The organism is Allobacillus halotolerans (genome assembly GCF_018967645.1).
Classification (GTDB): domain Bacteria; phylum Bacillota; class Bacilli; order Bacillales; family Alkalibacillaceae; genus Allobacillus; species Allobacillus halotolerans.
Genome location: NZ_JAHLZF010000005.1, coordinates 8057 through 30860, shown reverse-complemented (window position 1 = coordinate 30860; position 22804 = coordinate 8057). Strand labels below are relative to the sequence as shown.

The following is a 22804-nucleotide window of genomic DNA, read 5'->3' as shown; positions in this document are numbered from 1 at the left end:
GACCGCCCATGCTGTAACATGGAACGGTCGTAATAGACTGAACCCCAACAAGAGGGGTCGGCAGCTAAGGAAAATAATCCCTCACGTACCTGCAAAAGCGCATGAGGGATTATTTTTTATGGTTATTATCAGAAACGATAAACGCTACTAACATCCCGAAGGAAATCATGAGCGTTAGCGCACTAACAATGTCCATTGGCAAGCACCTCCCTCCCTGGGAAGTCTCCCAACGAAGACTAACGGCAGATCGACAGTGCTACCAACCCCCTCATGCGAAGCCAGTCTATTGTTTTTATTGTAGCATAGATTAGCAGGATGGAGTTACATTTTCGGCGATTCATAAATTTTAAACAAACAGGCGTGATTGTTGAAGAAAGAGATAATATAAAACGCTAAAAAGGCTGAGTTTACTCAGCCTTTTTTGCTTGCTAATTGTACTGTTGAAACATTGTTAAAGAGAGTGCAACTAGATGTGTTATTCATATTGTGAATAGCACTTTTCTCCCCCATAACTGAATGGGTTAGAGTTAACCCAGCCTTTTTTGTTTGCTTAATAATTTAAATTAATACTTCAATAAGCCGTCACTTTGATTCGCCTCATATCTTTGATAGTTCAAAGCGACAATGGCAAGGATTAAAGCAAATACAGCAATAACCCCTCCAATGATTGAATTAAATTCAACTTTATATAGATCAATATTTATTCCACCAATAAATGAACCGATTGCCATACCTATGTGTATATTCGAATTATTGATACTTTGTTGGATGTCAGATGTCTCTGGTGCAATAGAAACTAATTGGCTTTGTATTGCCGGTGTAAGTGCCCAGCTTAAGAAACTCCATAACATTAATGCAATAACTAACATCACAGGTTTAGAAAGAAGAACAAAAATCATGAATAGCATCGTTGCAAAAAGCGATAAGACAACGATGATTGTTTTTTTAGTTCCAAAACGGTCAGATGCATAACCACCAGACCAACTACCAAAAATTGCAGCGACACCAAGTATTAAATACATAATAGTTAAAGAGTCTCCAGTAAGATTCATTGTTGTTTGTAAGAAAGGGGTTAAATACGCGTAAAGCGATAAGTGTCCCACATAAAATAGAATGGAGATGGATTGTGTCATTATTATTTTTGGATTTGAAAGGGCATTAATTTGAGCCTTTAGCGGCAAAGCCTCTTTTCCTTCAATTTCGCTCATGAACAACCACATCAGTACAATTAAAATCATCAGGATGAAGACAATCATTAAAAATGGTGCTCTCCAGCCCCATTCATTCCCTAGAAATAAACCAAAAGGAACGCCAAAGACTAATGAAGCGCTCACTCCCGTCAATACGATACCGATCGCTCTGGAGCGGTGAGTCGTAGACGTGATTTGAGAAGCAATCGACAAGCACAATGAAATAAGAAGTGCTGCGAACATTGCTGATAGAATTCTTGATATTAGAAGTGGTGTAAAACTTGTACTTACAACGGCAAGAACGTTAGAAAGTAAAAAAAGTACTAAAACGATAATAATTAATTTTTTGCGTTTTATTTTAGCAGTTAATGAAAGAAGTATAGGACCCGAAATGGCAAAGCTTAATGAAAATACAGTGATCAAGAGGCCAGCGCGTCCTAAAGTGATGTCTAAATCATTTGCAATTAAAGGAAGAATCCCTCCAATAATCAATTCGACCAATCCTACAATAAAGGTAATGGTCGTTAAAATATATACTCTTTTATCCATAAAGTTCCTCCCAAAAAAACAGGGCCACCCACAATGGGAGGCCCCGCTAAGTAGCAGATCATTTGCCCTCTAACATAGTTTTAATGATGATTCCTGTTCAGTATTATTTAATTAAAGATAAATTATCATGCTTTAAAGTTGCTGTCAATTGAATATAAGCTTTTATCTGAGCAGACACGATTGTTGAGTAAAAGGTATGGTTAACTCGATTTTTATTTGCAGAATATTTAAAATAATACTTCAATAAACAGTCACTTTGTTTTATGATGAAAGAAGAGGTGATGGTATTGGATTCAAACGTATTGCCAGAGGGTTTATCGCTTCCGGCTCTTTTCCTGAATGTAAATGCATTTGATGAAAACTGTGAAATGATCGCTAGTAAAGCTCAGGGGAAAACGATCCGGATCGCTACAAAATCGATTCGGTCGATCCCGGTTTTACAGCGGATTTTAGATTCGAGTTCTGTGTTTCAAGGGTTATTATGCTATAGCCCTGATGAAGCTGTTTATCTTACTGAAGCGGGATTTGATGACATCATGATCGGCTATCCGTGTTGGAATGAACAGGCACTGACGAAGATTGCAAAATTGAATGCTAGTGGTCATCAAATTACGTGTATGGTGGATGCTGAAGAACAGGTAGAATATTTACACCGCATTAGTGAAAAAGCTGAAGGATTTTTTTACTTATGTATGGATATCGATATGAGTACGACATTTGGTAGTCTTCATTTTGGTGTGAGACGTTCGCCGATCAACTCCGTACGTGAAGCGGTCCGTTTAGCACGAAAGATCAAAACATATTCAGGTTTGAAACTTCATGGTGTAATGGGATATGAAGCGCAGATTGCGGGTGTCACTGACCGGATGCCTGCCAACCGTATCAAAAATCAAGTCGTTTCGTTTTTAAAAGAACGTTCAATCAATGAAATTCATACGCGGAGAAAGCAGGTTGTTCAAGCGCTAGCCGAGGAAGGATTTGACCTGTCGATCGTAAATGGTGGTGGCACGGGAAGTATCGATTCAACAGCACTGGATGACAGTGTCACAGAAATTGCAGCTGGATCTGGATTTTATGCGCCGTTATTATTTGATTATTACCAAGATTTTCAATATAAACCAGCGCTATTTTATGCATTACCAGTCGTCAGAAAACCGGCACCAAATATATATACATGTACGAGTGGTGGCTTTATTGCATCAGGTCCACATGGTAAAGATAAAATGCCGCAACCGATTTATCCACCAGGGGGAAAGTTGCTGCCATTTGAGGGTGCGGGCGAAGTACAGACGCCAATTCATTATGAAGATGTTTCCCTAAATATTGGCGATCCGATTATTTTTAGGGCTGCAAAAGCTGGTGAAATTTGTGAGCGCTTTCAAGAGATAATTTGTGTAGAGGATAAACGGATTGTTGATCGTTATTCTACGTACCGGGGGGATGGCCAATGTTTTCTTTAATTAAAAGAGCGCAGGGGAAGAAGTGGAAAAACTGGGCAGAAACGCATGAGGGCCAGCCGGAGTCGACGTTTTATCCGTCCTCGGTAGATGAAGTCGTTACCATTGTGAAAGAAGCGGCCAACCAAGGAAAGAAAATTCGTGTGATTGGTGCTGGCCATTCATTTACGAACTTGGTCGGAACAGAGCAATGGCTCGTGTCGCTCGATCAATTGACGGGGATTGAGCAGGTGGATGAAGCAAATGACACGGTAACGGTATTTGGTGGAACTCGTTTATATCAATTAGGTAAAGAACTGGACCGATTAGGCTATGCTCAAGAAAACTTAGGCGACATTAATGTTCAATCGATTGCAGGAGCAATTTCAACAGGAACCCATGGAACAGGCCTGTCGTTCGGGAATATACCGACACAAGTTGAAGCGTTAACGTTTGTGACAGCAAAGGGTGAACTTTTAACGGTTTCAGAAGAAGAGAATGCGGATTATTTTAAAGCATCTCTTATATCTTTGGGCACATTTGGAATTATTGTGAAAGTAAAACTGAAGGTTGTTGAATGCCCTGTCTATGAATATCGATGTGAGAAAATTAATTACCCGCTTTTTGTAGAGAAGCTTGATGACTATATTAAGAACAATCGTCATTTTGAATTTTATATCTTTCCTTATTCCGACCTTGTACAAGTGAAACGGATGAATGTTTCAAAAAACAAACCCCAACGATTATTTTTTCATCATTGCAAAGACCTTGTGATGGAGAATTATTTATTATATGTTCTGTCGACAGGGTGCAAATGGTTTCCAAAACGAAGCCGAATGATCAGTAAGTTTTTAGCAAAAGGTATCAGTGAAACGAACATTACAGCAAATAGCCATCAATTATTTGCGACACCACGGCTTGTGAAATTTACTGAAATTGAATACTGCATCCCGCTTCACTATTTAAAACTTGCGCTAGATGAAGTCCGTTCATGCATCGAAGAGAAAAATCATGAAGTTCATTTTCCGATTGAGTGTAGAGTCGTGAATGCCGATGACATTTGGCTTAGTCCGTCTTACGAAAGAGAATCCGCATATATTGCTTTTCATATGTTTAAAGGAATGCCATATGAATCCTACTTCCGTGATATGGAAGCCATTATGCGAAAATACGAAGGAAGACCACATTGGGCGAAAATGCACAATTTGAATCAAAAGGATTTACAAAATCTTTATCCAAAGCTTTCGGACTTTCTCACCATTCGTGAAAAGCTTGATCCTAATGGAATGTTTATGAATGAATACCTGGAAGAAAAACTCGGGAAAGCTCGAGTTGAAAAAGAACCGGTGGGATGAATTGAAAGAAATTGATTTAACATACGATAGAAATAATAATGAACCCTGGAAACTAAATCAGTTCCAGGGTTCATGCATGTTTATTTACCTAACCACTCATCAACAGTGTCTCTATTTTCTTCAATCCAATTGGCTGCGGATTCTTCAAATGGTACGTCATTTTTTTCATACTCAGCCATCATATCTTCTAGGTCGTCAACTTCGATGCTCCATTGAGAAAGGATGTCGTAAGCCTCTGGATATTTTTCTTCGATACCTTTGTAAGAAAGGACATAGACATTGTCGTATTTAAAGTGTTCCTGTGTATCTTCTAAAAACTTCAAGTCATTACGGGAGAACATAGAATGCGGTCTCCAGCCGGTAATGATGAATGGCTCTTCTTCGGCTAGTTTATTCTCCATGACTTGTAGCATGGCAGCTTCACTGGATGGTGTCAATTCAAAACCGTCTAAGTTGTATTCAGGATCGGCAAAAACTTTTTTGGATAGTTCAACGATACCGGCACCTTCACCGATCGTGACGACTTCTCCGTCAAATTTTTCTCCTTTACCTTCAAGGTCTGCAATTGATTCTTCTTCTACATATTCAGGAACGACCCAGCCGAGTGGCACGTTTTCGTAGCTTGTCGCAACTTTTTGTAGCTCATCTTTATAATCATTCCACAGAGCTTCTTCTGTGTATGGAAGCCATGCGTCCATAAAGAAATCTACTTCTTCAGAAACCATGCCTTCCCAAATAACCGGTTGATCAAGAAGTGTTACTTTAACATCGTATCCAGCTTCTTCAAGAATTTGTTTCGCAATTTGTGTCGGTGCTTCAGTACTTGTCCAAGAAGTTTGACCGAATACAATTTCACCTTTTTCTTCTTCTGTGTTTGTACCTTCCTCAGATTCCCCATTGTCAGAACCACAAGCAGCAAGAATCAATACAGCTGCCATGGCCATCATTATGATGACTCTTTTCATAATTAAAATTCTCCCTTCGCTATCTGTTGAATATTCTCTATCTGTTCTTTCAATGTTTCTGCGGTAAATTGCTTGGAATCGACTTTATCCGATGCCCAATAGTGGTGCTTTTCACCTTGTATCTTTTTTAACATATTATCTGTGTTGTAGATTTTTAGGTTATAGACCCAATTTGCCATATTTAATATAGCGGCTTGATGGGACCCTTCATTGGAAGCTGTACACATCTCTTCAATAAGATGAACATTATAATCTCTGAAATAGGCGTCATAGACAGATGTCATAACACAACCATCAGTGACGACACCTCCGACGATTAGGTCGGTTACGCCCATGCTTTTCAGCAATAAATCCAATTCAGTTTCAAAAAAAGCACTCCAACGATATTTATCTATGACGATATCTTCTTTTTGAGGAGCAATTTCGTCCCAGATTTCGATATTTTCAGTTCCTGAATCATAAAAATAAGGAGTTCCATCTTCATTTAATGGCTCGCCTGATGAAAGTCCAATACCATCCTGACGATTGATGTGACGTGTATAAATAATCGGCATTTGTTTCTCGCGTGCTACCTCAACGATTTTTTGTGTATGTGTAACGACGCTATCCATATTAATTAGTCCAAAATCAGATTCTTTTTGTAAGTCAATGAGCACAAGTGCTGTCTTGTTGTTTTGCATATAAAAATCTCCTTTATTTCTTTTTTGGTATTCGTTCAAATATTTCTCTGGACTCAAAGTGGTTCGCTAAACGCATCATCCAGTCCAAGTAATCCTTTGTATCGGCAATTAATTCAAGGTCTCTGTTGGCATCCTGTTTAATGGATTCCTCTTTGGATTCTGTCGCAACTTCTTTTATGGCCAGTTCAGCTTGTTCAACGGCTTTTGTAATGATACTTCGTTCTAAGCGAATCATCTTTACAAAGTAGTTCAAAAAGTTTTTCATAAAGTCTTTTTCAGCAATGAAGTGATCTTTTCGTTCGCCTTTTTTCCAAACTTTCGTGACCATTTCAGTATCAATTAATTCACGGATCCCATTACTGACGCTCGCTTTACTCATCGCCACTTGCTCTGTGATCTGGTCCAAAGTAAGTGGTTCGTCGGAAAAATATAACACTCCGTAGATACGACCGACTGATGGTGTGACGCCATAGACAACCATAGACTGGGCAATGGCGCTCACCATTAGATCCTGGGATTCCTGTAACTTCTCCTGGTCATTTGCCAATAAAATACACCACCTTTTATTAATTCGTACAATTAATTTAATTTATATAATATATATTATATAAAATAAATAAAAAGTCAAATAAAATTTTTAAAAAAGTAGTCATATCCATGAATGTCCATGCATATATACATTTTATAAGTAAAAAATTCTATAAATACATTTTCATCATCCTGTTCACACTAGAGGTAGGAGGATGATGCAAATGGACAAGCGGAGATTTTATGTCAATGTAGAAACGGGAGAAATTTCAGAGTTGAAGGCAGGTAATAATGCGCAGTTTACGGTCTATGCAAATCCAGAAGAGGTCAAAGCGTTGCGCAAGTGTTTTGAAGACAAAGATCATGCGGACTATGGAACGTACTGGCGAGCGCATGTGCCGTTCAAGGAGTATCACAACGACGAGGATAACGATGCTGTTGATCATGAACTGCTTCGGGCATATAAAATGATCTATCAACTAGGCGATGAGGAGGCGAAAGAGCATATTAGCCAATTCCCGTTTTTCGAATCACTGATGGACTCAGATGATTTTTAAAATCATTCCTAAAATCTTCCGTATTCTTTTCATTTTGAGGTTTAGCATTTTCTAAAAAAAGGTATAAATGTAGTAGACAATACGGAAGGTGGTTTAGACAATGAGACATCGAATGAATTTCAAAAACATCTTACTTTCGTTGATTGTCATTCTTGCTTTGCCAATCTCTTTCGCTGCGAATGCTGAAGGAAATTTGGAAGTAAGCTATGATGAACAACAAAACCACCAATCACAACTTCAACAAAAAAATGAGATGGTTGTGATGGGGGAAACGCAAGAAGAGAAAGAAGAACATACAGAACAACCATTGACTCATGAACAAATCGTCAGTGTGACGGATCAATTCATGGATCATTTGGTTCAAGATACAGATCAGTACTACAACGTGAAAGCATATGAAACAATGGACGAATTTAAAGAAAGCTTCTATGGCTTTGCTTCAGAAGAAGTCGTTGATGAATTCGTAGATGTATATTACGAAATCAGGGACGGCGAGTTGAAAGTCATCCCAACTTCTACACCGCCGTGGTTTGAAGCGGGAGAAGATTATAACGTGCAACAAACAGAAGCAGGAACGTATGTTGTCACACAAGAAACTGGGAATGAACTTCATGGAAACTATACGATTGAAATCGAGATTGATTTGAATGAAGATCAGAAACCACGTATAATGAGCGTTAACTATCAAGGTTAATTTGCTGTAAAGGAACGTATGCAATTGAATACTTTTAGAGATTATTACAACAATGAAGTTAAATTCGCCATTCGTGAACAAGCTTTCTCGGAAAATCCGCAGCATGTCTGGGTGATTACCCGGTATGGTGACCAATGGCTTTTGACGAAACATGGTGACCGAGGAATGGAATTTCCCGGAGGCAAAGTCGAGCCAGGGGAGAATGCACCCGAAGCTGCGATCCGCGAAGTATTTGAAGAAACCGGTGGAGTTGTGAACCACTTAGAGTTCATCGGCCAATACTACGTCGACGGAAAAAGCGACTACATTATTAAAAATGTGTACTTCGCCCATGTCGATGAAATGACAGAACAAGTCCATTATTTTGAGACAGATGGACCTGTACTATTGGACCGACTACCGGATAATGTAAAAAAGAACAAGCAGTTTAGCTTTATGATGCGAGATGAAATTTTGCCATTATCTTTAAAAGAAATTGAAAAAAGAGATTTAATGTAAGAAGGAACACAAGCGCTTAGTGGCGCTTGTGTTTTTTTGGTGGTGAATAGCTCGTGCTAATCTCGGTTGGGCTCATATATTTTGAGTTTGGGCATATAAGTTTCAACTTTGGGTCCATAAATTCGTATGCGGGTCGCATATCCTTTGCTCCTGGGCGTATATCCGTGTGAGATGGACGCATATTTTTTCAGAATGGGCGCATATATTTTGGTCGGTTAATTATTGTGGCTCGATTTCTGAGATATTCTCCGTACTTCTTTGGTTAATGAACTGAGGAGCTTCGAACAAATTGAACAGGCAGAAAAATATTTGGATTCTACTAGTCGTAAAATTGAAAGCATGAAGAATCTCTTGAACACTTTCGAATTTACGCGGTATACTATAAGTAGAGAACAATACTTTAGTGAATTGGAACGCTTTTTAGATGAATACGGAAATGAAGAAGGATTGAATGTACAAATTTTTTCGTATGAAGCAGAAAAGGACCAAGAAAACTACTTAAAACGCATTAACCAATCAAAAGCAAGAGTGAAACGTTCACTAAGGAATTATGAGACGTATTTTTCGGTAAATGACACAAAAATGTGTATTCCCATCACTGTGTTAAATGAAAAATATGTCGCGGAAGTAAAATCAATCATTAGTAATTCAGAGGTAGAAAGAATTGATGGAAATATTATAAACATACTCTTAGTAGCCTATGTTTTGGTCGTGGAAGAACCAGAAAATAACGAAGGCGGTGTTTTAGATGGCACGGAGTAAAGAGTCTGTAAATACGGTTGTAAAAAGCACTGAACAACAAAGTAAGCAAACCAAAAAACGTGCAGGTATACCACTCGCTCGTGTTGGCTTGAACAACAGACAAAAGCGTTTAAGGGAAGAAAACAGAAGAATAATGGCTAATCGTAGAGCCAAACAAAAAGAAAGTGTCCGATAATGGACACTTTCTTTTATATTTTTTCTACATATCACATAACTTATATTAAACAGTGATAACCGAGGTGATATTGTGAATCGGGAACCGAAAAGAAAACGTCTCAACCTACCATTGGCTATAGTGCCAATGTCAAATAAAGAAAGAAAATCTTAGGGAGACCAACCGAGCCATTATTAATTCTTTTAATAAGAATATTCAAATGCAAGACCCCTACTTAATTGCTGAAGAAATCTTAGAAAGCATTATTGAAGAGGGACATCCAGTTGAAGAAATAGTAAATCTGTTCCATCGAAGAATATCCGAATACCGAAAGTAGGAATTATTTGCAAAATAAACTTGCTTATAACAGGGTTATAGTATAAAACAGAATACTATTGAAACATTTCATGAAATATAAATTAAGGCTACTGATTTACTATCAAAGTGTATTGTCACAAAGTATTTTTCACTTTTGTCAAAATTAGATACAAAAAGTTCGCTTAAAGATCTAAAACCCTTCAGGTTGGAATACATTAATCATGTACTTAATTTCCATTCACAACCTGTTTCATCTAAAATACAAGCGGCTAGTTCTACAGGTGAAAAAGTTATTTAGTTTCTCTCTATCTCAAATCCTTTGTCCTTCAATAACTCGAGCACATTTCCTTCATTAAAAAAGTGAGCGGTTCCTACTGCAACAAAGAAATTTTTGCCGGAATATTCATTTGAGATCTCGGCGATTCGATCGGCCATCATTTGATCTCTTTTGACCATCATATTATCGATATACATCTGTTCGTATTTCTGATTTTCAGAGTTGGAATCTACAGTACGTTTAATATCGGTTAACATTGATTCATCACCAAGTCGGTAACCAGCAAAGCTCTTTATCCCTTCATTGATTTGCTTATCCATATTATCAATAGTCTGTTCGAGCATGTAAGCATAGTAATCATCTGGCTGATTATGAATCAATTCGTAACGTTCCCGACCTTCAAGGCCGATAATTTCCGTGTTTTTTGGTTTTGTTTTTGTCAAATATTCTTCCACGCTATAGTCGCTAGTAAGACCTTTTTTTCCTATTTCATAGTTTATAATTCTTTTAGAGAGCGCGTATGGCTTCATGCTATTCAATTGTCCAAATCTCGCTTTAATCTTTGTTGAATAATCCCTAATTGAATCAACTAATTCTTCTGGCATATGATCTTCTAATGTTTCTCCATTTGGGTAATAGAAATATTCTTGGGTTAGATCTTGTTCATCCTCAGAGAAATGCTTTTCAACTAGAAGAAAGTCTGAGTTTTCAAGTGCTGATTCGATATCTTCTTCAAATGGATACATATCCTCTGTGCCTATATGCATAGTTCCTAAAAAGTGAAATTGATTTTTGCCATCTGTTCCTGTCCAAAAAAAGCCTTTTGTCCGATCAGGTAAATCAAAATCTTCTACACTTATTATATCCTCTTCATTTATCTCCGTTTCATCAATACTTTTTGTCTTTTTTTCTTCTTGTTCATTTACGTCCTCATCGTGATCTTGTGCTTCTTCCTGGCAACCAACAAGTAAAATCAATACCCCTACTAATAAATAAACCATCTTTCTCATGTACTTTCCTCCCCCTATTAAAAAGTGTACCAAAAATTAATCTATATACAATTATTTTCCTTGCGTATATTTCACAACACAGGATTAGTAAAGCTACATCCGACATGTTAGGCCCATATATTTTGAGACCGGGCACATAAATTTCAACTTTGGGTCCATAAATTTGTATGCGGGTCGCATATCCTATGTTCGTGGGCGCATATCCGTATGGAATGGACGCATATTTTTTCAAGATGGGCACATATATTTGGTTGAGTTAATCTTGGTGGGTGAATAGCACGCGCTAATTACGGTTGGGCTCATTTATTTCGAGATTGGGCACATAAGTCGCAACTTTGGGTCCATAAATTCGTATGCGGGTCGCATATCCTTTGCTCCCGGGCGCATAACCGTGTGAGATGGAACCATATTATTTCAGAATGGGCGCATATATTATCCGCAGCTTACAATGACCAACAAAAAAAGGACCGGGATCACCCGGTCCTTACCACTTTTTATTCAATTATCCTCTAAACGTTGGTCCTGCTTCAGCGATATCTTTTGTTACATGATCGAACTGTTTGAAGTTTTCATGGAATTTCTTCGCTAAGTCTTGTGCTTGCTGGTCGTAACGATCTTTGTCAGCCCATGTTTTCTTTGGGTGAAGAACTTCTGTTGGTACACCAGGGCACTCGGTCGGAATGTGAAGACCAAAGAAATCGTCTTGTACGGTTTCAACATTTTTCAGATCGCCTTCCAAAGCTGCTTGAACCATGGCACGTGTATAACCAAGTTTCATACGTGAGCCTTCGCCATATGGGCCACCTGTCCAGCCTGTGTTCACTAGGAATACTTCTGAGTTGTGCTCATCAATTTTTTCACCGAGCATTTTTGCGTATTCTGCAGCTGGTAATGGCAAGAATGGTGAACCGAAGCAAGCAGAGAATGTCGCTTGTGGCTCTGTGACACCACGCTCAGTTCCAGCTAGTTTACTCGTATAACCACTTAAGAAATGGTACATTGCTTGTTCTTTTGATAGCTTACTGATTGGAGGCAATACGCCTGAAGCATCAGCAGTCAAAAAGATAATTGTATTCGGATGTCCGGCACGACTTGGACGGACGATATTATCAATATTATCAATTGAGTAAGCGGCACGCGTGTTTTCTGTTAAGCTCGTGTCATCATAGTCTGCTTCACGGTTTTCGTCCAAAATAACGTTTTCCAAAACAGAACCAAAACGAATGGCATTAAAGATTTGTGGTTCTTTTTCAGCAGATAGATTCACGGTTTTTGCATAGCATCCGCCTTCGATATTGAATACACCGTTTTGGCTCCATGCGTGTTCGTCATCACCGATTAAGCTTCTGCTCGGGTCGGCGGATAAAGTTGTTTTCCCTGTTCCGGAAAGTCCGAAAAATAAAGCAACATCACCTTCTGCGCCGACGTTCGCTGAACAGTGCATTGGAAGCACTTCATTTTTAGTCGGTAGCATATAGTTCATGACAGAGAAAATGGATTTTTTAATTTCTCCAGCATATTCTGTTCCGCCAATTAAAACGATTCGGTGCTTAAATGAAACAATAATAAATGTTTCAGAATTTGTACCGTCTACTTCAGGGTCAGCTTTGAAATGTGGAGCAGAAACGACTGTAAATCCAGCCTGATGATTTTCTAGCTCTTCTTTTGAAGGACGGATAAATAGACGATTGGCAAATAGGTTATGCCAAGCAAATTGTGTAATGACTTGGATCGGCAGGCGGTATTTTTCATCCGCACCGGCGAAGCCTTTGAAAGTAAATAATTCATTCTGAGTTTCCAAGTAATCGATAACTTTATGAAATAGATTTTCGAACTTTTCTTCGCTGATTGGTTGGTTGACACTTCCCCATTCAACATGATCTTGGGATTCTTCATCTTTTACGATAAATTTATCTTTCGGTGATCTTCCTGTATATGTTCCAGTTGTTGCGCGAATGGCTCCGGTAGAAGACAGGACGCCTTCCTCACGGCTCAATACTTTTTCAACAAGTTCAGCAACTGAAAGATTTTGATGATTCACGTCTAAATCGGTTAAGCGAGAGACGAGCGAATCAAGTGTATTTGTGCTCATTCATTCATCATCCTTTACGTTTAAGTTAAAGTGTGCTGTTTCAATCTGGTTATTAGTATAACACATTAGATATATTAATCCATACTAATGGTGAAAATAATTGTGACTAAATTATAACAACATTCAGAGGTACTTTACCAACCTTTTATTAAAATTTGATGGATTGTTTTATCTTTCATACTCTAAATCTGTCGTTTATTCATGAAATATCGTATTTTACGTAAACATGTTATGCTTTTATTAAGAAGTTCACAAGCTGATTTTGTTGAAAGGTAGGTTATTTCAATGGAAACGAAAACAAATAAAGAAGAAACGTTGAGACAGTTCCAAACGTATATGCTCCAATTTCCTGAAGAGGCAGAGAACCTCATACCGCTTATTTCCTTCACTAAAGACCGCGAAGAATTATTCGACCGAAGCGTGTCACCGGGACATATTACCGGTAGCGGATTTGTGCTTCATCCGAATAAGCCGGATCATATTTTGATGCTGTTGCACAAATCGTTGGAAAGATGGTTACAACCAGGTGGCCATGTGGATCCAGGAGAAACACCAGAGGAAGCAGCCATTCGTGAAGTGAAGGAAGAAACAGGCATCGATGTGCGTCTTCATTCAGTACATAAAGAACAGCTGTATCCTTTTGATGTCAATATTCATTACATCCCTACGAATAAACAAAAAGGCGAACCAGGTCATTTTCATTATGATTTCCGTTATCTTTTCGTGACAGATGAGACAGAAATCGGTCAAAATGATGAAGATCACGATGTCAGGTGGGTACATGTTTCAGAAATTCCGGACCAATCAATGGCTCGTGCGATTAAGCAGATTCAAGCGCTGCACCAGTAGATGGACGTTCACGTTTTCAGTAAAGTCGAATTAGTTAATCATTGACAATATAAATTGACAAGTTCCCTTATTTAGCGATATGATAATGCAGAAACGGAATAACTCTTATCCAGAGAAAGCGGAGGGAACAGGCCCGATGAAGCTCGGCAACCATCACAAGCTGTGACAGGTGCTAACCTGATGCAAGGTGTCCCTTGGACGATAAGAGCGGAAGGCGGATAATCACCTTTCCCTTTTGTCATGGATAAAGGGGAGAGGTTTTTTTGTTGGATTGAAGACGTTCGTTTTCAATCGATATTAAAACTACGTCTCTGACATCACTCGATTACTAGCTGTATGAAGAGTGATGCTGTCGTCTGACCAGGAGAGAGTGCCGTAATAAATCTTGGGAGGAAATAGATATGGAAAGGAAACGAAGATTATTCACATCTGAATCGGTTACAGAAGGCCATCCGGATAAAATCAGTGACCAGATCTCAGATGCCATCTTGGATGAAATTTTAAAAGAAGATCCAGATGCACGAGTGGCGTGTGAAACAATGGTTTCAACAGGGCTTGTCTTAGTATCCGGTGAGATTTCAACGACTTCATATGTTGATATCTCAACAATCGTTCGTGATACGGTGAAAGAAATCGGATATACACGGGCGAAATACGGATTCGATTATGCGACATGTGCTGTATTGACTTCCATTGATGAGCAATCCGAAGATATTGCTGCTGGAGTCGATGTCGCTTATGAAAAAAGAGAAGGACAAATGACGGATGAAGACATTGAGGCAATTGGTGCAGGTGACCAAGGGTTGATGTTCGGTTTTGCAACGAATGAAACGGAAGAATTAATGCCTCTACCGATCTCACTATCTCATAAGCTGTCGAAGCGTTTATCCGATGTTCGACGTACGGAAGTGATTCCGTATTTACGACCAGACGGGAAAACGCAAGTAACGGTTGAGTATAAAGAAGATGGTACACCAGGACGTATTGATACGATTGTCTTGTCTACACAACATCACCCAGAAATTACATTGGAACAGATCAAGAATGATATTATGGAATTCGTCATACGACCAATCGTTCCGGTAGAGTTAATGGATGATGAAACAAAAATCTTCATTAATCCAACAGGACGCTTTGTCATCGGCGGACCTCAGGGGGATGCCGGGTTGACAGGAAGAAAAATCATCGTAGATACATACGGTGGTTATGCTCGTCATGGCGGAGGAGCATTCAGTGGTAAGGATCCGACGAAAGTTGACCGTTCAGCCGCTTATGCTGCGCGCTATGTCGCGAAAAACATCGTCGCTGCGGGACTTGCTGAAACGTGTGAAGTGCAATTGGCTTATGCAATTGGCGTAGCACAGCCCGTTTCCATTAATGTTGATACATTTGGAACAGGCGCTGTCTCTGAAGAACGGATGGCTGAAGTTATTCCAGAAGTATTTGATTTGCGCCCTGCAGGTATAACGAAAATGCTTGATCTGAAGCGGCCGATTTATAAGAAAACAGCAGCTTTCGGACACTTTGGACGAACAGATGAAGATTTCACATGGGAACGTACAGATAAAGTAGATGAGTTAAAGCGTTTCTTTGAAAATAACTAAATCATAGATTCTTGAAAACAGTTGTTATACATAGTGTATAGCAGCTGTTTTTTTATTAAATCACTCGATTACATTTTGAATTTAAGTAATGTAAAATATAATTCAAAATATTTAGATTTGTGGTACGATGATTATAAATAAAGTTATGGCGCCCAAAGGCTCTGTTAAAGATTAGTGTTGATTTTTAATTGCCTGTGGGTGAAAGCTTTTCGCTGATAAACCGAGCGAAGCCGTCGATAAACTGTGCGGAGCCGTCGATAAACTGTGCGGAGCCGTCGATAAACTGTGCGGAGCCGTCGATAAACTGTGCGGAGCCGCCGATAAATCGAGCGAAGCCGTCGATAAATCGAGCGAAGCCGTCGATAAATCGAGCGGAGTCGCCGATAAACTGTGCGAAGCCGCTGATAAATCGTGGAGAAACCGATATTGAATCATTAACAACGGACTTTAACAAAGCCAAGTGAAAAGGGGGGTCTTTAAATGGTTCCACCAAAAGCTCTTTTTGAGTCTGGATTGAAAATCGTCGGGGTTCTTACGATTATTTGGGGCTTAGTCCATATTACTCCGGTGGTTTTTCAATTTATGTCTATTTATAATCAACCGGATATGATGACGAATCAGAATTTAAGTTCTTATCGTTTTTCGCTAATTTTTCAAGTCGTGTACCCTGTAATTCTTTTGATCATTGGGTTTTACCTACTTAAAGATGGAAAAGCCGTTGTGGAATTAGCCTTTAACAATTTGTCTGCGAAAGACGAAGATAAGATTGGCTCATTATTTTATCTTTTTATGAAGATGGTCGGATTAGTTTTAATCATCTATTCCCTTCCAAAAGCGTTTCAGATTATATCCAATATCATTTTCACATCTTCTGTTAACAGTGTAGGTACGAACGAGCAAACACAATTCATTGTTCAGAATCTCGTAATGGTAGTGATTCAATTTGTATTCGGGTTTTATTTACTGAGAAGCGGAAAGATTTTTTATAAAATTGGCTTCACTAAAAACAATAAAGATGAATGATGGAAGCTAAGTTGAATGGTGTTTTGGGAAAAAATGGAGCTAACGATATGGAGGGGAAGTTATGTCCCAAAGGATCGCTGAACGATTTAAGAACTTTGCTACATTAGAATGTCACGGATCGAGTGATCTCTATGAAAATTTATCGAACCAAATTGCAACAGATAATGAATTGTTGGATTTAAGCATGTATGCAAGAGAAGGGCAACCGATCCCTAACTTACTTTTTGGCGCTGTTCATTATTTGTTGCTACAAGGTGAGGAACATGAATTGAAGGAATTCTATCCTAGCATCGTCGATCAGGTGAGTAGAGAGGATAATCCCTTTCCTTTTTTAAAAGATTTTTGCATGAAAAATAAAGATAAAATAAAGGCCATCTTAGGAAAGAAGCTAGTCCAAACAAATGAGGTACGGCGATGTGCCTATCTGTATCCTGTGTTTTGTTATATATACAACCAGATCAAGAGACCACTTTCACTCATAGAAATCGGGACAAGTGCAGGATTGCAGTTGCTATGGGATCATTATTCCTATTCTTATGGGGACGAGCAAGTCTTTGGCAATCAAAATTCCACTGTTCATTTAACATCCATGGTACGTAATGGTGAAATACCTTATGAATTATTAACATCAATCCCACCAGTCAATGATCGACTGGGAATAGACTTAAACATTACCAATCTTACCGATGAAGACGAATATTTATGGTTAAAAGCACTTATTTGGCCTGAACATAAAGAACGACTAAAAAACCTTGAAAATGCAGTTAAACTATTACGGATAACGCCACCTAATTTGATAGAAGGAGATGGTGTGGCTTTACTTCCCAAAGTAATAAAAGAAGTTCCTGCTCATACAGCAGTTTGCATCTTTCATACGCACGTGGCCAATCAAATGCCTGAAGCGGCTAAAAGTGAACTGTTGGATCAGGTTAATGAAATAGGGAGAAACAGGGACGTTTTTCATATTTATAATAATATTTACGACAGAAAACTTCGCGTCGATTCCATTATAGATGGAAAACCCCAGACACAGATTATTGGTGATACAGATGGGCATGGAAGGTGGTTTGATTGGCACATAACTTCTAACACCTTAACTCCATAAATTCTGTTATAGGATGTGAACATATGTACACGCAGATATTTCAAGAAATTATATCCATTATGCATCATGACTATGCAGGATACACAGACAAGCGAGGTTGGGACCAACCGAATGTTTATAAAACTAAGATTAGCAGTATGGAGAAACAAGGGATATTAACCGCAAATGTTTTTATGGAGATCGTACAAGAATATTTATTAGATTTTCAAGATCCGCATTTATCTTTTAGTCTAGTTGAAAGCGATTCTCAGAAAAACTACGATAATGGTTTCAGGGTAAGGCGTTATAAAGATCGGTTATATGTCACCTCGGTCACCAGCGAAAAACGATTGGAATTGGGTGATTCCATTCTGTCGCTTAATCAGATTCCAGTGCTGGAGTTAGTAGAAAAGCATCAGCGTGAATTGATGGAGTCTAAGGCAGAACGTGAAGATTGGCGCAAGGTGATTTCAAAATATCATGACGTAGAGGTTTTTCATGCAGGAGACAAAAGGAATATAACGTTAAAGAAGTATGAAAAGGAAGCATACAAACCGAAACACACCATTGAATACATCGGAAATGACACGTTACTCATGACATTATCTGACTTTTTTGAGCCATCGACGATTGATTATTTGCTTGATAAGCATAAAGCATCTTTAGAATCCACATCGAATTTAATCATTGATGTTAGGACGAATCTAGGCGGTAGCACATTCGCTTTCAAAGGTTTGGAGAGATACCTGTACCCGGACGAAAAAAACAAAATTGACCTCAGTTTCTATAAAATGAAGGTAAACTATACAAAACGGAATGCAGATTTAATGATTGAAGCGATTGATAAAGAACTGAAGAATATCGATAAGAAAGCAGATCGTGAGAGTCTTAAGCGTTGGAAGGAAGAAACGTGGGAAAAGTATCGCGGCAAAGGATTTATTAACTCTATCAATGAAAGCGATGAAGATACATATAAAATAACAGGTGCTGACTTCCCAAAAAATATTATTGTCTTGACTGACAACTACTGCGGTAGTGCAGGAGATATATTTGTTTATTTATGCATACAATCTCCAAAGACCAAGGTCATCGGTCGTCCAACGATGGGGGTCAATGACTATTCAAATTTAGCGGAGATAATTTGGGACAATCAATTTAAATTAATGTACGGTACATCCCGAATGGATCAAATAGATTACCGTGAACTCGATGCTGAACCAGGCATTAAGCCTGATATTTATATTCCTTGGACACCAGAACATATCTATAACGATGTGGATATGGAAAAAGCGATGGAAATATTAGCAAGAACATAAAGAACTATAAATCAATCGATTGGAAAATTGAAATTTTATAGTAAGGAGATGCCGAATGAAAGTAAATAAATCTGTAGGCAGAAAATTTTCTAAACTGGATATTATATTCATAACCGTTAGTGTAATCAGTTTAATTTTTATGCTTTTAGACCGACAGAACGCTATCATTTATGCAGAAGTGATCCAATTCTCGGCAATTTTATTCTTTATAACAAAGGGGATACATTTTGCGAGAATAAAGAATGCCAAATATGCGACACAATGTTTTTTATTGGCAGTCATATTAATAGGTGCAGAAATCTTAAAGCTTTTAATGTATAACAATACTATTTAAAAAGCGAAATAAAAGAGACTCATGGGCGAAATAATGGGCAAAGTGTTAAACGAACTTGTTTATGGTTGGAGAGATATAAAAGATATAAGTTGATCATTTATTAATCGAGCAAGATGATCTAAAATAGCAAATTTACAATACCGAAAAGGATTTGTTTTGAGAGTAAAACAAATCCTTTTTTTGTGCCAATATCCTTAATTACTTTTTACCATTTTTTTCGTTTAATGAGCTTGGTTTCTGGGTATGCTACCCTATAAAGGCTCGAAAAGACTTGTTTTTTTGCCAATTTTGTCTAATAATTGGGGGCGTTTGGCTGTTTAAATTAGTTGACGAGCCAGCTAAATCACTATGGTGTTCTTACATAGTAGAAAGACACGTGAGGATTAAATTGTTACCGGTTTATAAACGAATTGAAACCTGGGTGATGATTCATAGTTACCTAGGAGCTTTCTTTTTGAGTTAGTGATTTAAACCTTATATAGGTTTAAAAATAAATAAATATTAATTTTAGTCAATTAATCTTTGTGGAGGGGGTTCATTATGGTGGACAAGGATCAAAACAAAGGCCATACAGAAGAGCCAGAGAATGCTTCTAGGAGGGATTTTCTTAAGAAATCAGGTTATGCGGCTGGTGGTGTAGCCGGTGGTTTAGTACTAGGTGGTCTATTCGGTCAGTTCGATACGGCTGAGGAAGGAGCGAATAGCGATCAAGTAGAACAACTGCAAAATGCTCGTACTTTCTTTAAGCGTCGTGAGGATTTTGAAACATTAGCTTATGCTAGTGAGCGAATTTATCCAGAAGATGAAAATGGTCCAGGAGCGATTAAGCTAGGTGTACCATATTTTATTGATAAACAGTTGGCTGGATATTACGGTTACAATGCCAAAACATATATGAAGGGACCTTTCCAACCTCAAAAATCAGGTGAATATGGTCTTCAGACGAAACTTAATCGTGGAGAAGTATTCCTACATGGATTAAGAAAAATGCAAGAGGTAAGTCAAAAGGATTTCGGAAGTAAATTTGCTGAACTTGAAGGCGAACAACAAGATGAGATCCTTCGTAAGTTTGAAGCGAATGAAATCAAATTGAAGGGTGTACAATCAAGTATATTCTTTGAACTCTTGCGTCAGACAACGATTGAAGGTGTGTATTCTGATCCGGTTTATGGTGGAAATAAGGATATGCAAGGTTGGAAAATGATTGAATATCCTGGTCCTCGGATGGGCTGGGCGAATGAAATCGATGCGGAAGAGTTCTTATCTAAAGAACCGATGAGCTTGAAGGAATACCAAGGAGGTAATTTATAGATGGCAACAAAACTTGATAAAGTCGATGTTGTAGTTGTTGGAGTTGGCTGGGCTGGTGGAATCATCAGTGCTGAAATGGCCAAAGCGGGAAAGAATGTCGTTGCATTGGAACGAGGCGACCATAGAGACCGAAGCGATTACATCGGTCAAAAAGACGAACTGAAATACGATAGTCGCTATGAAATTATGCAACCATTATCAAGCGATACAGTTACCTCTAGAAACGAAATCGGCGAGACGGCACTCCCGATCAGAACAAGAGAACAAATGCAGCTCGGATTTGATGTCGGAGGTGCTAGTGTTCACTGGGCTGGAGCTACGTATCGTTACTGGCCTTATGATTTTGAAATGAGAAGTAAAACAATTGAAAGATATGGTGAAGATAAAATTCCTGAAGATATGAATCTGCAGGATTGGGGCATTACTTATGAAGAAATGGAACCGTACTATGATAAGTGGGAGAAAATGGCCGGTATCTCCGGTGAGCAAGATCCGTTGGCACCGAAGCGGAAAAATGAGTGGCCAAACCCTCCATTAAAAGAGACACCGCCATTAAAGTTATTTAAAGATGCAACGAGCAATTTAGGTTTACACCCTTTTCAAATTGCTGCAGGAAATATGTCACAAAATTATACGAATCCGGACGGACAAACATTGAATGCGTGTATGTATTGTTCTTTCTGTACGAGACATGGGTGTGATTTCTCAGCAAAATCAGACCCAATCGCTACCGTTGTCCCGACTGCTTTGGAGCATGATAATTTTGAACTCCGTACGCGCGCTTACGTTAGACGAGTTTTATATGATAGTGGGAACCAACAAGCAACAGGTGTCATGTATGTAGATGAAGAAACAGGTGAGGAATTCGAACAGCCAGCAGATGTAGTCGTATTGTCTGCTTTCGCATTTACCAATAACCGTCTATTGATGTTGTCCGGTATCGGTGAGCAGTATGACCCTGAAACGAGAAAAGGAGTCATCGGTCGTAATTTTAATGGTCAATATAATTCAGCTTTCCATGGTGCAAGAGGATTTTTCAAAAACAAACGGTTTAATTTATATATGGGTGCCGGTGCACTTGGTGCTGCTGTCAATGATTATGCGGCAGATAACTTCGACCATTCCGACTTAGATTTCATCGGTGGAGGCGCAATTGAATTAAGACAGTATGGAGACGCCGCAATCAAAAGTAACTATATTGTCCCAAGCGATACACCACGTTGGGGTAAGAAATTCAAAGAAGATTCATTATTCTATGCTTACAGAGGTTTGCATATCTGGTATACTGCAACTGCAATGTCTTATTGGCATAATTATCTGGACCTGGATCCGAATTATACGGATGAATATGGTGACCCGTTATTACGAGCAACATATAAATTCGGTGAAAACGAAAGAAATATCGGTAAGTTCGGTGTAGAAAAGTGTCGCGAGATCATGGAAGAGATGGGCGCCGACATTGTTGAAGAAGACGCATTACCAGAAGAGTTCGACCATGTGTATGCAGGTGGACACTATACTGGTGGTGTGGTCATGGGAGATGATCCAGAAACTTCTGCGGTAAACAACTATCTACAAATGTGGGATGTAGACAACCTATTCGTAGTTGGTGGATCCGCTTTCCCACAGTTTGGTAGCCACCACCCGACACCAACGATTGGAGCCTTGGCTTATCGTGCTGCTGAAGGGATCGAGAAGTATATGGATGAAGGCGGTCAATTAGCGAAAGCTAAAACCAAGAGTCATAAAGCATAAACAGGACCGGTAATAAAAACGAAAAGGCTAATCCTCTGGAGGTGAATACTGTTGTTAAGTTCGATCGGAATTCCGGGCCTAATACTCATCATTATATTAGCGCTTATTATCTTTGGACCTAAAAAGCTACCTGAAATTGGAAAAGCAACCGGTCAAGCATTGAAGGAATTTAAACAATCTACAACTGAACTGATGTCAGATGATTCGAAAAAAACGGATCAGAAAAATGAACATCAGGATCAAGTTAGCGAGAAATAATAGAAGTTTGAGGAAAAAGCGTCGCACAATGCGGCGCTTTTTTGTTTGTAGAAAAACCTCGCCCTTTCCGACGAGGTTTGCTTATTTTGGGAGATTACTTTCAATCAATCTGGAAGTTTTAATAGGATATGCACCCAAGTGAGGGGAAAATGCGCCCTCCATTACGTGATATGAGCCCTCACTTCGGATATATGGTCCCAGATCA

The 22804-nt window shown here is 38.8% G+C and carries 23 protein-coding genes and 1 riboswitch; of the genes, 16 read left to right on the top strand and 7 right to left on the bottom strand.

Annotated elements, in window-relative coordinates; translation table 11 throughout:
* Positions 1 to 563 precede the first annotated feature (563 nt).
* Entirely contained in the window at positions 564 to 1739 is a 1176-nt protein-coding gene (locus tag KQ486_RS04830) for an MFS transporter (RefSeq protein ID WP_144163418.1), read from the bottom strand.
* 266 nt (positions 1740 to 2005) lie between these two features.
* On the opposite strand from KQ486_RS04830, the gene KQ486_RS04825 reads away from it, so the two are divergent.
* Together KQ486_RS04825 and KQ486_RS04820 are read left to right on the top strand one after the other, a co-directional pair.
* Positions 2006 to 3199 carry an amino acid deaminase/aldolase gene (locus KQ486_RS04825; protein ID WP_375713321.1) on the top strand — a complete coding sequence of 398 codons (1194 nt, stop codon included), beginning with the start codon at positions 2006 to 2008 and terminating at the stop codon, positions 3197 to 3199.
* The gene (locus tag KQ486_RS04820; RefSeq protein WP_216687011.1) at positions 3199 to 4530 is read left to right on the top strand and encodes a D-arabinono-1,4-lactone oxidase; all 1332 of its coding nucleotides are present in this window, start codon (positions 3199 to 3201) and stop codon (positions 4528 to 4530) included. Before KQ486_RS04825 ends, KQ486_RS04820 begins: the two co-directional genes overlap by 1 nt.
* Positions 4531 to 4610: 80 nt before the next feature.
* Here KQ486_RS04820 and KQ486_RS04815 read toward each other — a convergent pair whose 3' ends face one another.
* From KQ486_RS04815 to KQ486_RS04805, 3 genes are read right to left on the bottom strand one after another with little or no spacing between them, the layout of a single operon-like run.
* Positions 4611 to 5495 (bottom strand): glycine betaine ABC transporter substrate-binding protein, encoded by an 885-nt coding sequence (locus tag KQ486_RS04815; protein WP_144163416.1) that lies wholly within the window; start codon positions 5493 to 5495, stop codon positions 4611 to 4613.
* A 2-nt stretch (positions 5496 to 5497) separates the two neighbouring features.
* Entirely contained in the window at positions 5498 to 6175 is a 678-nt protein-coding gene (locus tag KQ486_RS04810; RefSeq protein WP_216686931.1) for a cysteine hydrolase family protein, read from the bottom strand.
* A gap of 13 nt (positions 6176 to 6188) precedes the next feature.
* Complete coding sequence (locus KQ486_RS04805) at positions 6189 to 6722, bottom strand: GbsR/MarR family transcriptional regulator (protein ID WP_216686930.1); 534 nt, start codon at positions 6720 to 6722, stop codon at positions 6189 to 6191.
* A 205-nt stretch (positions 6723 to 6927) separates the two neighbouring features.
* Between KQ486_RS04805 and KQ486_RS04800 the strand changes: the two genes are divergently transcribed.
* The 5 genes from KQ486_RS04800 to KQ486_RS04780 all read left to right on the top strand — a co-directional run bounded on the left by KQ486_RS04800 (position 6928) and on the right by KQ486_RS04780 (position 9389).
* A complete protein-coding gene (locus KQ486_RS04800) occupies positions 6928 to 7260 on the top strand; it encodes a hydrolase (protein WP_216686929.1) in 333 nt (110 codons plus the stop codon).
* Positions 7261 to 7360: 100 nt separating this feature from the next.
* Complete coding sequence (locus KQ486_RS04795; protein ID WP_216686928.1) at positions 7361 to 7954, top strand: hypothetical protein; 594 nt, start codon at positions 7361 to 7363, stop codon at positions 7952 to 7954.
* Positions 7955 to 7972: 18 nt separating this feature from the next.
* Positions 7973 to 8452, top strand: a complete 480-nt coding sequence (gene ytkD, locus KQ486_RS04790) for an RNA deprotection pyrophosphohydrolase (RefSeq protein WP_370512040.1) — start codon at positions 7973 to 7975, stop codon at positions 8450 to 8452.
* Positions 8453 to 8710: 258 nt separating this feature from the next.
* On the top strand, positions 8711 to 9214 hold the full coding sequence (locus KQ486_RS04785; protein WP_255439869.1) for a type II toxin-antitoxin system SpoIISA family toxin: 504 nt from the start codon (positions 8711 to 8713) through the stop codon (positions 9212 to 9214).
* Positions 9201 to 9389, top strand: a complete 189-nt coding sequence (locus KQ486_RS04780) for a hypothetical protein (RefSeq protein ID WP_216686927.1) — start codon at positions 9201 to 9203, stop codon at positions 9387 to 9389. The genes KQ486_RS04785 and KQ486_RS04780 overlap by 14 nt, the downstream gene beginning before the upstream one ends.
* Before the next feature lie 591 nt (positions 9390 to 9980).
* Here the strand turns inward: KQ486_RS04780 and KQ486_RS04775 are convergent.
* Entirely contained in the window at positions 9981 to 10973 is a 993-nt protein-coding gene (locus tag KQ486_RS04775) for a TraB/GumN family protein (RefSeq protein WP_144163408.1), read from the bottom strand.
* Positions 10974 to 11475: 502 nt separating this feature from the next.
* Positions 11476 to 13065, bottom strand: a complete 1590-nt coding sequence (pckA, locus tag KQ486_RS04770) for a phosphoenolpyruvate carboxykinase (ATP) (protein WP_144163407.1) — start codon at positions 13063 to 13065, stop codon at positions 11476 to 11478.
* 285 nt (positions 13066 to 13350) lie between these two features.
* On the opposite strand from pckA, the gene KQ486_RS14545 reads away from it, so the two are divergent.
* Positions 13351 to 13914, top strand: a complete 564-nt coding sequence (locus KQ486_RS14545; RefSeq protein WP_216686926.1) for an NUDIX hydrolase — start codon at positions 13351 to 13353, stop codon at positions 13912 to 13914.
* A gap of 102 nt (positions 13915 to 14016) precedes the next feature.
* Positions 14017 to 14122, top strand: a riboswitch (SAM riboswitch).
* Positions 14123 to 14315: 193 nt separating this feature from the next.
* A complete protein-coding gene (gene metK / locus KQ486_RS04760; protein ID WP_216686925.1) occupies positions 14316 to 15518 on the top strand; it encodes a methionine adenosyltransferase in 1203 nt (400 codons plus the stop codon).
* Positions 15519 to 15702: 184 nt separating this feature from the next.
* On the opposite strand, the gene KQ486_RS04755 is transcribed toward metK, so the two are convergent.
* The gene (locus KQ486_RS04755; RefSeq protein WP_144163404.1) at positions 15703 to 16008 is read right to left on the bottom strand and encodes a hypothetical protein; all 306 of its coding nucleotides are present in this window, start codon (positions 16006 to 16008) and stop codon (positions 15703 to 15705) included.
* Between KQ486_RS04755 and KQ486_RS04750 the strand changes: the two genes are divergently transcribed.
* The 7 genes from KQ486_RS04750 to tatA all read left to right on the top strand — a co-directional run bounded on the left by KQ486_RS04750 (position 15999) and on the right by tatA (position 22599).
* Positions 15999 to 16541 carry a hypothetical protein gene (locus KQ486_RS04750; protein WP_144163403.1) on the top strand — a complete coding sequence of 181 codons (543 nt, stop codon included), beginning with the start codon at positions 15999 to 16001 and terminating at the stop codon, positions 16539 to 16541. The genes KQ486_RS04755 and KQ486_RS04750 overlap by 10 nt on opposite strands.
* A gap of 61 nt (positions 16542 to 16602) precedes the next feature.
* Positions 16603 to 17646, top strand: a complete 1044-nt coding sequence (locus KQ486_RS04745) for a DUF2332 domain-containing protein (RefSeq protein WP_216686924.1) — start codon at positions 16603 to 16605, stop codon at positions 17644 to 17646.
* Positions 17647 to 17669: 23 nt separating this feature from the next.
* Positions 17670 to 18941 (top strand): S41 family peptidase, encoded by a 1272-nt coding sequence (locus tag KQ486_RS04740; protein WP_216686923.1) that lies wholly within the window; start codon positions 17670 to 17672, stop codon positions 18939 to 18941.
* A 55-nt stretch (positions 18942 to 18996) separates the two neighbouring features.
* Complete coding sequence (locus tag KQ486_RS04735; RefSeq protein ID WP_216686922.1) at positions 18997 to 19275, top strand: hypothetical protein; 279 nt, start codon at positions 18997 to 18999, stop codon at positions 19273 to 19275.
* Between the two features lie 543 nt (positions 19276 to 19818).
* Complete coding sequence (locus KQ486_RS04730) at positions 19819 to 20586, top strand: gluconate 2-dehydrogenase subunit 3 family protein (protein ID WP_246065509.1); 768 nt, start codon at positions 19819 to 19821, stop codon at positions 20584 to 20586.
* The gene (locus KQ486_RS04725) at positions 20587 to 22341 is read left to right on the top strand and encodes a GMC family oxidoreductase (protein ID WP_216686921.1); all 1755 of its coding nucleotides are present in this window, start codon (positions 20587 to 20589) and stop codon (positions 22339 to 22341) included.
* 51 nt (positions 22342 to 22392) lie between these two features.
* A complete protein-coding gene (gene tatA / locus KQ486_RS04720) occupies positions 22393 to 22599 on the top strand; it encodes a twin-arginine translocase TatA/TatE family subunit (protein ID WP_186278686.1) in 207 nt (68 codons plus the stop codon).
* Positions 22600 to 22804 lie beyond the last annotated feature (205 nt).

Bases quoted from the DNA above. Each gene is read 5' to 3' on its own strand.
- KQ486_RS04800 (WP_216686929.1), top strand. From the start codon at position 6,928: ATGGACAAGCGGAGATTTTATGTCAATGTAGAAACGGGAGAAATTTCA.
- KQ486_RS04830 (WP_144163418.1), bottom strand. From the start codon at position 1,739: ATGGATAAAAGAGTATATATTTTAACGACCATTACCTTTATTGTAGGA.
- KQ486_RS04815 (WP_144163416.1), bottom strand. From the start codon at position 5,495: ATGAAAAGAGTCATCATAATGATGGCCATGGCAGCTGTATTGATTCTT.
- KQ486_RS04780 (WP_216686927.1), top strand. From the start codon at position 9,201: ATGGCACGGAGTAAAGAGTCTGTAAATACGGTTGTAAAAAGCACTGAA.
- KQ486_RS04775 (WP_144163408.1), bottom strand. From the start codon at position 10,973: ATGAGAAAGATGGTTTATTTATTAGTAGGGGTATTGATTTTACTTGTT.
- KQ486_RS04745 (WP_216686924.1), top strand. From the start codon at position 16,603: ATGTCCCAAAGGATCGCTGAACGATTTAAGAACTTTGCTACATTAGAA.
- KQ486_RS04725 (WP_216686921.1), top strand. From the start codon at position 20,587: ATGGCAACAAAACTTGATAAAGTCGATGTTGTAGTTGTTGGAGTTGGC.
- metK (WP_216686925.1), top strand. From the start codon at position 14,316: ATGGAAAGGAAACGAAGATTATTCACATCTGAATCGGTTACAGAAGGC.
- KQ486_RS14545 (WP_216686926.1), top strand. From the start codon at position 13,351: ATGGAAACGAAAACAAATAAAGAAGAAACGTTGAGACAGTTCCAAACG.
- KQ486_RS04735 (WP_216686922.1), top strand. From the start codon at position 18,997: ATGAAAGTAAATAAATCTGTAGGCAGAAAATTTTCTAAACTGGATATT.
- KQ486_RS04825 (WP_375713321.1), top strand. From the start codon at position 2,006: ATGAAAGAAGAGGTGATGGTATTGGATTCAAACGTATTGCCAGAGGGT.
- KQ486_RS04740 (WP_216686923.1), top strand. From the start codon at position 17,670: ATGTACACGCAGATATTTCAAGAAATTATATCCATTATGCATCATGAC.
- ytkD (WP_370512040.1), top strand. From the start codon at position 7,973: ATGCAATTGAATACTTTTAGAGATTATTACAACAATGAAGTTAAATTC.
- pckA (WP_144163407.1), bottom strand. From the start codon at position 13,065: ATGAGCACAAATACACTTGATTCGCTCGTCTCTCGCTTAACCGATTTA.
- KQ486_RS04750 (WP_144163403.1), top strand. From the start codon at position 15,999: ATGGTTCCACCAAAAGCTCTTTTTGAGTCTGGATTGAAAATCGTCGGG.
- KQ486_RS04795 (WP_216686928.1), top strand. From the start codon at position 7,361: ATGAGACATCGAATGAATTTCAAAAACATCTTACTTTCGTTGATTGTC.
- KQ486_RS04810 (WP_216686931.1), bottom strand. From the start codon at position 6,175: ATGCAAAACAACAAGACAGCACTTGTGCTCATTGACTTACAAAAAGAA.